Raw genomic sequence first — 12,514 nt, 5'->3', positions numbered from 1 at the left:
CTCAGGGGCATCACTTGTCTCAAAATGGGTATTCATCGGTGTTCTCGTTGCGCGGCTTTACACGTTCTATTTAACACCAAGCAGGGAGCAGAGGCATCGGTGTAACGGTCACCCGTTCTCCGGGGTTTGCACACTAGCAGGTGGGGCAGGCGCGCGAATGAATGCTCGCCCAAGGCGATGCAACGTCATCAGGCTTTGCTGGCCGCCAGGTAAGCGCCAAGGCGTTGTCCCATTTGCTCGCCTAAGGCTTGCAGGCCACTCAAGGGACGGACCATCACCTCAAATTCAACGATTTTTCCTTGTTCATTGAACCGGATGATGTCGATGCCCTTTAACTCTTTTCCACCGACGTTGGCGCTGAACTCCAGGAAGACGTTCAGCCCGTCGGTCGTCGACAGTTCCCGGTGGTAGACAAAATCCTCAAATACATCAATGACCGTGTTGAGAATCATCGATACCACGGCCGCTCCCGGGTAAGGCGTGTGAGCCATCGGGGAGCGGAATATTGCCTGTGGGTCCAGCAAACCGGGCAAGGCGCTCAAGTCACGCTTGCTGATCATTTCATGCCATTGGTTCAGGGATTCTGCGGCTTTGGGATGCAATTTCAGTTCAGGCATTTTCAACTCCTGTATTTTTGTTGTTTTGCAAACGCTCATCGATTAGCGACACACAGCTCCCCGGTGGCGCGTATCAGTGCCTGACCATGCAGACCGTCCTTGATCAGGCTGGATCGTTCTTTGGCTAGCCAGTTCGCGCATTCCGGGTCATTGCGATAGGGCGCGAAGTCGGCGTATTGCTGCAACAGACGGTTTTGCAGCTCATCCAGTTGGGGCCGAATTTGATTGGCAAGGTCCGGCCTTGGCGTGTCAGGCGCCTTGCCAACCGCTCGCCAATGAGCGAGCAGTCCGTACTGCACCAGCTTGCTGGCTTCTATCTGTGCCGCGATCAATTCGGCCACTTCGTCCGGGTCCAGTTTGCGGTCAACGGCCATCTGCCTGGCGTTGGCGATGACTTGCGCTTCCCGGGCACTGTCCTGGATCGGTTTGCCACTGTCCCACTTGGTCAGCGCCACGAGATCACCCATGTTCAGGCGCTCGTTCAACGTCACCAGCAACGGTTGCAAACTATCGGGCGCCGGGGAGGGCGCGATGGCTTGTGCGCTGCAGGCGAGTAATCCGAGGACGGCGCAGGTCAGCAGTTGCGGTAAGCGTGGGGAACGGGGCATCGACAAACCTCATTGGGTACGGGACTCACAATCAGGTGTTATGTATCACAGGTGCGGCGGAGGCATTAAGTAGGGATTGATTTATTTTGTGCACGAAAAAGCCCGGCTATTCAGGCTGGGCTTTTCGTTGAGTACTGCGGTAACGCTATTCATTTATGCAGCGCGGTTTTCGATCAGACGATCGGAGCCACCTTCAGCAACACGACTTTCAATCAGACGATCCGAGCCGCCTTCAGCGACAACCGGGTGAGCAGAGTGAACGAGCCCCATGAAAGACAGGACACCTGTCCCTCTTTATAGAAGGATTGGTTTTGCTCTCCTATATATAGAGGGGAATGGGCTGGTTTTCAGCTTTCTACAAGTGATTGATAGAAAAGCGCAATTAAGGGTTGACGGCAGATTCTGGAAGTCTATAATTCGCCCCACTTCCGGCGCAGTCGAAACGGAAAACTCTTTGGTAAACAATGAGTTACGCAGTTTTCGACAGCGAGTTGTTTCAGGTCATCGAAGCCCAGAAGGAGTTGCTGGAGTCGTGTTGTTTGGCTCTATCAACGGTTCGATCCACTCGGTCGAAAGCGGTGTAAAAGAGGTGTTGACAGCAGCGAGTAACGCTGTAGAATTCGCCTCCCGCTAACGAGAGATCGAAAGCGCAAGTGGTTGAAGTTGCAGAGGAAACTTTGAAAACTTCTTAAAATAACCGCTTGACAGCAACAGAGGCTGCTGTAGAATGCGCGCCTCGGTTGAGACGAAAGATCTTAACCAACCGCTCTTTAACAACTGAATCAAGCAATTCGTGTGGGTGCTTGTGGAGTCAGACTGATAGTCAACAAGATTATCAGCATCACAAGTTACTCCGCGAGAAATCAAAGATGTAACCAACGATTGCTGAGCCAAGTTTAGGGTTTCTTAAAAACCCAAAGATGTTTGAACTGAAGAGTTTGATCATGGCTCAGATTGAACGCTGGCGGCAGGCCTAACACATGCAAGTCGAGCGGCAGCACGGGTACTTGTACCTGGTGGCGAGCGGCGGACGGGTGAGTAATGCCTAGGAATCTGCCTGGTAGTGGGGGATAACGCTCGGAAACGGACGCTAATACCGCATACGTCCTACGGGAGAAAGCAGGGGACCTTCGGGCCTTGCGCTATCAGATGAGCCTAGGTCGGATTAGCTAGTTGGTGAGGTAATGGCTCACCAAGGCGACGATCCGTAACTGGTCTGAGAGGATGATCAGTCACACTGGAACTGAGACACGGTCCAGACTCCTACGGGAGGCAGCAGTGGGGAATATTGGACAATGGGCGAAAGCCTGATCCAGCCATGCCGCGTGTGTGAAGAAGGTCTTCGGATTGTAAAGCACTTTAAGTTGGGAGGAAGGGCATTTACCTAATACGTAAGTGTTTTGACGTTACCGACAGAATAAGCACCGGCTAACTCTGTGCCAGCAGCCGCGGTAATACAGAGGGTGCAAGCGTTAATCGGAATTACTGGGCGTAAAGCGCGCGTAGGTGGTTCGTTAAGTTGGATGTGAAATCCCCGGGCTCAACCTGGGAACTGCATTCAAAACTGTCGAGCTAGAGTATGGTAGAGGGTGGTGGAATTTCCTGTGTAGCGGTGAAATGCGTAGATATAGGAAGGAACACCAGTGGCGAAGGCGACCACCTGGACTGATACTGACACTGAGGTGCGAAAGCGTGGGGAGCAAACAGGATTAGATACCCTGGTAGTCCACGCCGTAAACGATGTCAACTAGCCGTTGGGAGCCTTGAGCTCTTAGTGGCGCAGCTAACGCATTAAGTTGACCGCCTGGGGAGTACGGCCGCAAGGTTAAAACTCAAATGAATTGACGGGGGCCCGCACAAGCGGTGGAGCATGTGGTTTAATTCGAAGCAACGCGAAGAACCTTACCAGGCCTTGACATCCAATGAATCTGCTAGAGATAGCGGAGTGCCTTCGGGAACATTGAGACAGGTGCTGCATGGCTGTCGTCAGCTCGTGTCGTGAGATGTTGGGTTAAGTCCCGTAACGAGCGCAACCCTTGTCCTTAGTTACCAGCACGTTAAGGTGGGCACTCTAAGGAGACTGCCGGTGACAAACCGGAGGAAGGTGGGGATGACGTCAAGTCATCATGGCCCTTACGGCCTGGGCTACACACGTGCTACAATGGTCGGTACAGAGGGTTGCCAAGCCGCGAGGTGGAGCTAATCCCAGAAAACCGATCGTAGTCCGGATCGCAGTCTGCAACTCGACTGCGTGAAGTCGGAATCGCTAGTAATCGCGAATCAGAATGTCGCGGTGAATACGTTCCCGGGCCTTGTACACACCGCCCGTCACACCATGGGAGTGGGTTGCACCAGAAGTAGCTAGTCTAACCTTCGGGAGGACGGTTACCACGGTGTGATTCATGACTGGGGTGAAGTCGTAACAAGGTAGCCGTAGGGGAACCTGCGGCTGGATCACCTCCTTAATCGACGACATCAGTTGCTCCATAAGTTCCCACACGAATTGCTTGATTCATTGAAGAAGACGATAAGAAGCAGCCCTGAGGGGTTGTAGCTTGGTTGGTTAGAGCGCACCCCATGCTCGGTGGTAGAGAGCAGGGTGAGGTCGGCCTTATAGCTCGAAATTGGGTCTGTAGCTCAGTTGGTTAGAGCGCACCCCTGATAAGGGTGAGGTCGGCAGTTCGAATCTGCCCAGACCCACCAATTTTGTGTGGGAAACGCCTGTAGAAATACGGGGCCATAGCTCAGCTGGGAGAGCGCCTGCCTTGCACGCAGGAGGTCAACGGTTCGATCCCGTTTGGCTCCACCACTAACTGCTTCTGTTGTTGAAAGCTTAGAAATGAGCATTCCACCAAGACGGTGATGAATGTTGATTTCTAGTCTTTGATTAGATCGTTCTTTAAAAATTTGGGTATGTGATAGAAAGATAGACTGGACGTTACTTTCACTGGTAACGGATCAGGCTAAGGTAAAATTTGTGAGTTAAATTGCGAATTTTCGGCGAATGTCGTCTTCACAGTATAACCAGATTGCTTGGGGTTATATGGTCAAGTGAAGAAGCGCATACGGTGGATGCCTTGGCAGTCAGAGGCGATGAAAGACGTGGTAGCCTGCGAAAAGCTTCGGGGAGTCGGCAAACAGACTTTGATCCGGAGATGTCTGAATGGGGGAACCCAGCCATCATAAGATGGTTATCTTAAGCTGAATACATAGGCTTAAGAGGCGAACCAGGGGAACTGAAACATCTAAGTACCCTGAGGAAAAGAAATCAACCGAGATTCCCTTAGTAGTGGCGAGCGAACGGGGACTAGCCCTTAAGTGGCTTTGAGATTAGCGGAACGTTCTGGAAAGTACGGCCATAGTGGGTGATAGCCCTGTACGCGAAAATCTCTTAGTCATGAAATCGAGTAGGACGGAGCACGAGAAACTTTGTCTGAATATGGGGGGACCATCCTCCAAGGCTAAATACTACTGACTGACCGATAGTGAACTAGTACCGTGAGGGAAAGGCGAAAAGAACCCCGGAGAGGGGAGTGAAATAGATCCTGAAACCGTATGCGTACAAGCAGTGGGAGCCCACTTTGTTGGGTGACTGCGTACCTTTTGTATAATGGGTCAGCGACTTATTTTCAGTGGCGAGCTTAACCGAATAGGGGAGGCGTAGCGAAAGCGAGTCTTAATAGGGCGTCTAGTCGCTGGGAATAGACCCGAAACCGGGCGATCTATCCATGGGCAGGTTGAAGGTTGGGTAACACTAACTGGAGGACCGAACCGACTACCGTTGAAAAGTTAGCGGATGACCTGTGGATCGGAGTGAAAGGCTAATCAAGCTCGGAGATAGCTGGTTCTCCTCGAAAGCTATTTAGGTAGCGCCTCATGTATCACTGTAGGGGGTAGAGCACTGTTTCGGCTAGGGGGTCATCCCGACTTACCAAACCGATGCAAACTCCGAATACCTACAAGTGCCGAGCATGGGAGACACACGGCGGGTGCTAACGTCCGTCGTGAAAAGGGAAACAACCCAGACCGTCAGCTAAGGTCCCAAAGTTATGGTTAAGTGGGAAACGATGTGGGAAGGCTTAGACAGCTAGGAGGTTGGCTTAGAAGCAGCCACCCTTTAAAGAAAGCGTAATAGCTCACTAGTCGAGTCGGCCTGCGCGGAAGATGTAACGGGGCTCAAACCATACACCGAAGCTACGGGTATCACTTAGGTGATGCGGTAGAGGAGCGTTCTGTAAGCCTGTGAAGGTGAGTTGAGAAGCTTGCTGGAGGTATCAGAAGTGCGAATGCTGACATGAGTAACGACAATGGGTGTGAAAAACACCCACGCCGAAAGACCAAGGTTTCCTGCGCAACGTTAATCGACGCAGGGTTAGTCGGTCCCTAAGGCGAGGCTGAAAAGCGTAGTCGATGGAAAACAGGTTAATATTCCTGTACTTCTGGTTATTGCGATGGAGGGACGGAGAAGGCTAGGCCAGCTTGGCGTTGGTTGTCCAAGTTTAAGGTGGTAGGCTGGAATCTTAGGTAAATCCGGGATTCTAAGGCCGAGAGCTGATGACGAGTTACCCTTTGGGTGACGAAGTGGTTGATGCCATGCTTCCAAGAAAAGCTTCTAAGCTTCAGGTAACCAGGAACCGTACCCCAAACCGACACAGGTGGTTGGGTAGAGAATACCAAGGCGCTTGAGAGAACTCGGGTGAAGGAACTAGGCAAAATGGCACCGTAACTTCGGGAGAAGGTGCGCCGGTGAGGGTGAAGCATTTACTGCGTAAGCCCATGCCGGTCGAAGATACCAGGCCGCTGCGACTGTTTATTAAAAACACAGCACTCTGCAAACACGAAAGTGGACGTATAGGGTGTGACGCCTGCCCGGTGCCGGAAGGTTAATTGATGGGGTTAGCTAACGCGAAGCTCTTGATCGAAGCCCCGGTAAACGGCGGCCGTAACTATAACGGTCCTAAGGTAGCGAAATTCCTTGTCGGGTAAGTTCCGACCTGCACGAATGGCGTAACGATGGCGGCGCTGTCTCCACCCGAGACTCAGTGAAATTGAAATCGCTGTGAAGATGCAGTGTATCCGCGGCTAGACGGAAAGACCCCGTGAACCTTTACTATAGCTTTGCACTGGACTTTGAATTTGCTTGTGTAGGATAGGTGGGAGGCTTTGAAGCGTGGACGCCAGTTCGCGTGGAGCCAACCTTGAAATACCACCCTGGCAACTTTGAGGTTCTAACTCAGGTCCGTTATCCGGATCGAGGACAGTGTATGGTGGGTAGTTTGACTGGGGCGGTCTCCTCCTAAAGAGTAACGGAGGAGTACGAAGGTGCGCTCAGACCGGTCGGAAATCGGTCGTAGAGTATAAAGGCAAAAGCGCGCTTGACTGCGAGACAGACACGTCGAGCAGGTACGAAAGTAGGTCTTAGTGATCCGGTGGTTCTGTATGGAAGGGCCATCGCTCAACGGATAAAAGGTACTCCGGGGATAACAGGCTGATACCGCCCAAGAGTTCATATCGACGGCGGTGTTTGGCACCTCGATGTCGGCTCATCACATCCTGGGGCTGAAGCCGGTCCCAAGGGTATGGCTGTTCGCCATTTAAAGTGGTACGCGAGCTGGGTTTAGAACGTCGTGAGACAGTTCGGTCCCTATCTGCCGTGGACGTTTGAGATTTGAGAGGGGCTGCTCCTAGTACGAGAGGACCGGAGTGGACGAACCTCTGGTGTTCCGGTTGTCACGCCAGTGGCATTGCCGGGTAGCTATGTTCGGAATAGATAACCGCTGAAAGCATCTAAGCGGGAAACTAGCCTCAAGATGAGATCTCACTGGGACCTTGAGTCCCCTGAAGGGCCGTCGAAGACTACGACGTTGATAGGTTGGGTGTGTAAGCGCTGTGAGGCGTTGAGCTAACCAATACTAATTGCCCGTGAGGCTTGACCATATAACACCCAAGCAATTTGCAGGCTTTGAGCTGAAAAGCGAAAGAGCACCAGATTGCGGTGTGTGAAGACGAAACGAACCGAAAGTTCGAGATACTCACAAAACACCAAACTATCGCATACCCATTCGCTGGAGCGTGAACCTGCAAAGGCCCACGACCTGGCTACCGAATTTCTTGACGACCATAGAGCATTGGAACCACCTGATCCCATCCCGAACTCAGCAGTGAAACGATGCATCGCCGATGGTAGTGTGGGGTTTCCCCATGTGAGAGTAGGTCATCGTCAAGATTAAATTCCGAAACCCCTATCTGCGTATGCAGGTAGGGGTTTTGTTTTGTCCGCAGGAAAGTTCGTACAAAGTTCATCTCTGCTGTCGACATCTTCAGGGGGCGAGTGGGCTTACCGATACTTGATCACAATCCCTTAGAGTTTCCGATCCTCGATGGTTTTTACGTCGTAAGCGATCCACCGTACCCACATTCAAAGCCGCCAGTTGAAGCCTGATGCTGTGCTCTTGATCTCTTTCAGGAGCTCGCAACCATGATGCGTCCCGACGCCAAAGTCGAAAAAGTTTATCTGTACCCCAAACCCGTGGACTTCCGAAAATCCATCGACGGCCTGTCCGCCCTCGTCGAATTGGATATCAAGGTCGCGGTGTTCGATCCCGTGCTTTTCGTTTTTCTGAATCGCCACCGTAATCGAGTAAAAATCCTCTATTGGGAGCGCAACGGCTTTTGCCTTTGGCTCAAGCGCCTGGAGTCCGAACGTTTCAAAACATCACCTGAGCTCAGCGATGAAGCTATCGTGCTGAGCGTGCAAGAGTTGAACTGGTTACTGGACGGCTTTGACCTCTGGCGCAACCGCCCACATCAAGTTTTAACCCCTCGATTCGTCGCCTGATCGGATATAATCCGGGCATGAATTTGATGCCCGAAATGCTCCCTGATGATCCTGTTCTGCTCAAGCAAATGCTTGTGCAGATGCTCAGTGAGCGTCAGTTGGACAAGGGCCAGATTGTTGATCTGAAAGAACAGATCAAGTTGCTACGTGACCGTTTATTTGGCCGCAAATCCGAGCAGACGGTCGACGCTGAGACACCGCAATTGGCGCTGTTCAACGAAGCCGAAAGCGTTGCCGTGCTGGAAGAAGGTATTGCTGAAGACGAAGAAGTCGTTGCCCCGACCCAGCGCCGCGGTAAACGCAAACCGCTATCCGCCGACCTGCCGCGCATTGAAGTCATCCACGAACTGCCCGAACACGAACTGACTTGCCTTTGCGGTTGCCGCAAACACGTCATCGGCGAAGAAACCAGCGAACAGCTGGAAATCGTGCCGATGCAGATCCGCGTCATCAAACACATCCGCAAGGTCTACGCGTGCCGTGGTTGTGAAACGGCACCGGTCACTGCTGACAAACCGGCACAACTGATCGAAAAGAGCATGGCCAGTCCCAGCGTCCTGGCGATGCTGCTGACCACCAAATACGTCGACGGTTTGCCACTGTATCGGTTCGAAAAAGTACTTGGCCGACACGGCGTCGATATCCCCCGACAAACCTTGGCGCGCTGGGTGATCCAGTGCGGCGAACACTTGCAACCGTTGCTGAATTTGATGCGCGACCGATTGCTGGAAAGTCCGGTGATCCACTGCGACGAAACGCGGGTACAAGTGCTGAAGGAACCGGATCGAGATCCGACCAGCCAGTCTTGGATGTGGGTCCAAGCCAGCGGCCCGCTTGAGCGCCCGGTTGTCCTGTTTGACTACACCACCAGCCGAGCGCAGGAGGTGCCGTTGCGCCTGCTTGCCGATTATCGCGGCTACCTGATGACCGACGATTACGCCGGCTATAACGCCTTGGGCGCGCAGCCAGGTGTCGAGCGTTTGGGCTGCTGGGCGCATGCGCGACGTAAGTTCGTCGATGCGCAAAAAGTGCAGCCCAAGGGTAAGACCGGGCGAGCCGACATCGCGCTGAACCTGATCAATAAACTCTACGGCATCGAGCGCGAGCTCAAAGAGGCCAGCGACGACCAGCGCTTTAGCGCTCGACAGGAAAAAAGCCTGCCGGTACTCGCAGAACTAAAAAGCTGGCTGGAGAAAACCCATCCCCAGGTGACGACGCAAAGTGCCTTGGGCAAAGCCGTCGGTTATCTGGCCAGCAACTGGAGCAAGCTTGAGCGTTACACCGAGGCTGGCTTCCTGCCCATTGATAACAATAGGGCCGAGCGAGCGGTAAAACCCTTTGTGATCGGTCGCAAAAATTGGATGTTCAGCGACACGCCCAAGGGCGCGACGGCCAGTGCGCAGATCTATAGCCTGGTCGAAACTGCCAAAGCCAACGGCCAAGAGCCCTATACGTGGCTGCGCGACGTACTTGAACGCCTGCCACAAGCTACTTCGGTAGAAGACTTCGAAGCCTTGCTGCCGTGGAACTGTTCCCCGACTATCTTGCGCTAAATGCACACATCGGTTTTTTGCCATGTGTGGTTTACGGGTCGCTTACCTTCGGTAGAAGACTTCGAAGCCTTGCTGCCGTGGAACTGTTCCCCGACTATCTTGCGCTAAATGCACACATCGGTTTTTTGCCATGTGTGGTTTATGGGTCGCTTACCGTCAAGCGACGAATCTTGGCGTTAAAACCTTGTGAGGACGGTTGCGCCAGAGATCAAATCCATCCAGTAGCCAGTTCAGTTCCTGAACGGTCAGCACGATAGCCTCGTCCACCTCATCAGGTGAAATTTTAAAACGCTCGGACTCCAGGCGCTTGAGCCAAAGGCAGAAGCCGTTGCGCTCCCAGTACAACACTTTGACGCGGTTGCGGTGGCGATTTAGAAAGACGAAAAGCACGGGGTCGAACACCGCAACTTTGATGTCCAGTTCGACCAATGCAGCCAGGCCGTCGATGGACTTTCGAAAATCTACAGGCTTCGGGTAGAGGTACACTTTTTCAACGCTGACATTGGGACGCATCATGGTGATGGGCTCCTGATGGAAATCGGGAGCACAGCATCAGCCGTCAGCTATCCGCTGGAGTGTGGAGTTCATGGAGCGGATACTTTACGTCGCGAGCCCAAAGCGGTCCGTTGACATAGGCGCCCCCCGGTTGGATATGGTCGTAGACCACCACCACGGCATCGCCGCCGAGTTTGGCGGACTCATCGCGCAGTTTTTCTTCTACCTGGGTGATGGGAGGGGCAGGTTCGACGCTTGCATCGATGAGCACTTCACCTAATCGGACGTGAGGGCGCTAGGTGCACGCAGCACCACGACCTCGCTGGCGAGCGTCGGCGCGGGATGCTCAACGCCTACATAGGCCTTGGTCCGGGCGTCGAAGCTAGTGCACCCACTCAGCGCGAGCAGAGTGGCGAGTCCTCCAGCCAGCAGTGACAGTTTGAAAGGAGTGGACCAAGGCACGTCATAGGCAGGCATAGGGGTTCCTCCGAACAATCCGCGGCTGTGAGAGTGTAGCGTTTTGCCGGTAGCAGATCCGACAGGCGTAAGCAGGAAGGTCGCGCGAATTACCCTGGGAAATCTGTGCGTTAGCCACTGAGCTACCGAGCGTCGAGAGGCAACGGGATGAACGTGCAGAAGTCAGCCGAAGCCGTAGTAAGTGGCGGTTAACCTCGCCACCAAGGGCCGAACAAGTTATGCCGCCAGTAGGCGTCAAAGTCTCGTTGAATACCGAAAAGCAGAAATTCTCCCAGAGAAGACTGTTACTCCGAGTCCCGGACGGAATCCGCGGGGGACGGCTGGCAGTGCGCAGGTATCGACGGCGTCTGTGACGTGGACGAACGCGGAGCCAGACACGCTGATGGAGCGGGTGCTTGCACTCGCCAACCTCAGACGTGCGTATCAGCGCGTAGTCAGCAACAAGGGCGCACCGGGTGCCGATGGCATGGAGAAGCGATTTGTGAGGCGGTAGCTCGACCCGATATGCGCTTCGTGCCGATCAAGACGACAGAGCTGCAAGGGTCTTGGCCATGCATCGTGCGCGTCAGGATTTTGTTAAGGCGCCTACCGCACAAGCGAACTCGATTCGAGGACTGCTCGGTGAGTTTGGCATTGTCATTGCGCAAGGGATCAGGCATATCACCGAGCGCTTGCCGGGCATTCTGGAGGATGGCGAGAACGGTCTACCCGGACCATTTCGGCAACTGATGCAGCGCCTAGGCGATCATCTGAAGGAGCTGCAAGAAGCTTTGCCAATGGCCAATAGATGGCGGCATGGCTGGGGTTGGTGGCACGACAGCACTCAAGCGGAGGCAAGTCCACGCTGTTGGGTATCAGCAAGCGGGGCGATTGCTATTTACGCACATTGTTGGTTCACGGTGCACGGGCCGTAGTCCGCTACGCCGAAAGTAAAACTGATCCTTCAGCGGATTGGTTGAAGGGTTTGTTGGCGCGTCGCAACACGAATGTGGCGGTCATTGCGCAGGCCAACAAAAATGCCCGCATTGCTTGGGCGCTGTTAGCCCATGACTGCAGATTCCGACCCGGCTATACCCCCCACATCGCAGGGGTGTAGCCGGGTCGGTGGAGTCAGGCGATGATGCGTTATTAGAGGGAGTACTTCCAAGGTTGCCCCGGCAATCATGACGTGATGGCAAGACAGGTCAGACCGGGATCGGATAACTCTGCCCTCTTACAGGCGCTTCGAGCGCGTAGTGGTGATAAGAGCCCGATCAGCGAATTCCATCAGGGACAGAGGCAGAGCCTCACATAAAGTCCGGATGTATGGCTGCAATCTCAACCCCGTCTGTGTTGTCGAATTGAAAGCTCGACGAACTGGGGCCGTCCATGTATGTGAGAGGACGGCGGATGTGAATCCGCCTCCTACTCGATCCTTGAAACAGTGAGTCTCACTGATCTTTTTCGCAATTCACCATCCACGACACACCAAACCGATCAATCAGCATGCCGAAGCGAGCCGCCCAGAACGTGGCTTCCAGTGGCATGTCCACCTTGCCGCCGTCCGACAACGCAGAAAACACCCGCTCTGCCTCAGCAATGCTGTCGACGTTCAGCGAAACCGAACAACCGCTCATTTCGTCAGTTGGACGGTCAGGTGTTGTGTCGGAGCCCATGATCGCCTGATCGCCTACCAGCAGGCGGGTGTGGATGATCAGGTTGTGGTAGTCCGCCGGAAAGTGCTCGTGCGCGGGACTTTCACCGAAGGTCATCATGACTTCGATCTGGCCTGGCAGGCTTTGGGCATAGAAGGTGAATGCGGCTTTGCAGTCGCCGTTGAAGATCAGGTAGGGATTGATTTTCATTTTGGCTCCCGGTATCGAAGGTGGCGGAGGGAGGCTGGATTCACCTCCTGCTCCGCAGTGATTGGGCCCCCATTAGCTAAGC

At 53.8% G+C, this 12,514-nt stretch carries 7 protein-coding genes, 2 tRNA genes, 3 rRNA genes and 4 pseudogenes; 10 read left to right on the top strand and 6 right to left on the bottom strand.

Translation table 11 applies throughout. From position 1 onward, the window contains the following. Positions 1-188: 188 nt before the first annotated feature. From ACYZT0_RS14985 to ACYZT0_RS14975, 3 genes and pseudogenes are all read right to left on the bottom strand, one after another. Entirely contained in the window at positions 189-617 is a 429-nt protein-coding gene (locus ACYZT0_RS14985) for a nuclear transport factor 2 family protein (RefSeq protein WP_462041903.1), read from the bottom strand. 35 nt (positions 618-652) lie between these two features. After that, positions 653-1,225 carry a chorismate mutase gene (locus ACYZT0_RS14980; RefSeq protein ID WP_462041902.1) on the bottom strand — a complete coding sequence of 191 codons (573 nt, stop codon included), beginning with the start codon at positions 1,223-1,225 and terminating at the stop codon, positions 653-655. 156 nt (positions 1,226-1,381) lie between these two features. After that, positions 1,382-1,480 (bottom strand): annotated as a pseudogene (locus tag ACYZT0_RS14975) (phage infection protein); the annotation flags it as partial. A gap of 13 nt (positions 1,481-1,493) precedes the next feature. Here ACYZT0_RS14975 and ACYZT0_RS14970 point away from each other — a divergent pair. From ACYZT0_RS14970 to tnpC, 8 genes are all read left to right on the top strand, one after another. After that, entirely contained in the window at positions 1,494-1,859 is a 366-nt protein-coding gene (locus ACYZT0_RS14970; RefSeq protein WP_462041901.1) for a hypothetical protein, read from the top strand. Positions 1,860-2,151: 292 nt separating this feature from the next. Then, positions 2,152-3,690 (top strand): 16S ribosomal RNA (locus tag ACYZT0_RS14965). Between the two features lie 161 nt (positions 3,691-3,851). Next, positions 3,852-3,928: transfer RNA gene (locus ACYZT0_RS14960), tRNA-Ile, on the top strand. Between the two features lie 30 nt (positions 3,929-3,958). Next, positions 3,959-4,034 (top strand) — tRNA-Ala (locus tag ACYZT0_RS14955). A gap of 236 nt (positions 4,035-4,270) precedes the next feature. Next, positions 4,271-7,162, top strand: a 23S ribosomal RNA gene (locus ACYZT0_RS14950). A gap of 173 nt (positions 7,163-7,335) precedes the next feature. Further along, positions 7,336-7,451: ribosomal RNA gene (rrf, locus tag ACYZT0_RS14945) — 5S ribosomal RNA — on the top strand. Together the 16S, 23S and 5S rRNA genes with 2 tRNA genes alongside form the textbook arrangement of a ribosomal RNA operon. 252 nt (positions 7,452-7,703) lie before the next feature. Beyond that, positions 7,704-8,063 (top strand): IS66 family insertion sequence element accessory protein TnpB, encoded by a 360-nt coding sequence (gene tnpB, locus ACYZT0_RS14940; protein ID WP_076962084.1) that lies wholly within the window; start codon positions 7,704-7,706, stop codon positions 8,061-8,063. A 17-nt stretch (positions 8,064-8,080) separates the two neighbouring features. Next, positions 8,081-9,616, top strand: coding sequence for an IS66 family transposase (gene tnpC, locus ACYZT0_RS14935; RefSeq protein WP_462044750.1), 1,536 nt, complete (start codon positions 8,081-8,083; stop codon positions 9,614-9,616). Positions 9,617-9,772: 156 nt separating this feature from the next. On the opposite strand, the gene tnpB (ACYZT0_RS14930) is transcribed toward tnpC, so the two are convergent. Next, complete coding sequence (gene tnpB / locus ACYZT0_RS14930) at positions 9,773-10,132, bottom strand: IS66 family insertion sequence element accessory protein TnpB (protein WP_462044751.1); 360 nt, start codon at positions 10,130-10,132, stop codon at positions 9,773-9,775. Between the two features lie 43 nt (positions 10,133-10,175). Next, positions 10,176-10,588: pseudogene (locus ACYZT0_RS14925) on the bottom strand (hypothetical protein). Positions 10,589-10,806: 218 nt separating this feature from the next. Between ACYZT0_RS14925 and ACYZT0_RS14920 the strand changes: the two are divergent. Next, positions 10,807-11,057, top strand: a pseudogene (locus ACYZT0_RS14920) (group II intron reverse transcriptase/maturase); the annotation flags it as partial. A gap of 2 nt (positions 11,058-11,059) precedes the next feature. After that, positions 11,060-11,684: pseudogene (locus tag ACYZT0_RS14915) on the top strand (transposase); the annotation flags it as partial. 334 nt (positions 11,685-12,018) lie between these two features. On the opposite strand, the gene ACYZT0_RS14910 reads toward ACYZT0_RS14915, so the two are convergent. Beyond that, positions 12,019-12,432, bottom strand: coding sequence for a VOC family protein (locus ACYZT0_RS14910; RefSeq protein WP_462046480.1), 414 nt, complete (start codon positions 12,430-12,432; stop codon positions 12,019-12,021). Positions 12,433-12,514 lie beyond the last annotated feature (82 nt).

It is taken from the genome of Pseudomonas sp. ZS1P83 (assembly GCF_054897825.1).
Note: the sequence above shows the minus strand (reverse complement) of the source record. Positions and strands in the feature narration are given on the sequence as shown.

Coding starts and splice junctions, on each gene's coding strand:
- ACYZT0_RS14910 (WP_462046480.1), bottom strand. CDS start 12,432: ATGAAAATCAATCCCTACCTGATCTTCAACGGCGACTGCAAAGCCGCA.
- ACYZT0_RS14985 (WP_462041903.1), bottom strand. CDS start 617: ATGCCTGAACTGAAATTGCATCCCAAAGCCGCAGAATCCCTGAACCAA.
- ACYZT0_RS14980 (WP_462041902.1), bottom strand. CDS start 1,225: ATGCCCCGTTCCCCACGCTTACCGCAACTGCTGACCTGCGCCGTCCTC.
- tnpB (WP_462044751.1), bottom strand. CDS start 10,132: ATGATGCGTCCCAATGTCAGCGTTGAAAAAGTGTACCTCTACCCGAAG.
- ACYZT0_RS14970 (WP_462041901.1), top strand. CDS start 1,494: ATGAAAGACAGGACACCTGTCCCTCTTTATAGAAGGATTGGTTTTGCT.
- tnpC (WP_462044750.1), top strand. CDS start 8,081: ATGAATTTGATGCCCGAAATGCTCCCTGATGATCCTGTTCTGCTCAAG.
- tnpB (WP_076962084.1), top strand. CDS start 7,704: ATGATGCGTCCCGACGCCAAAGTCGAAAAAGTTTATCTGTACCCCAAA.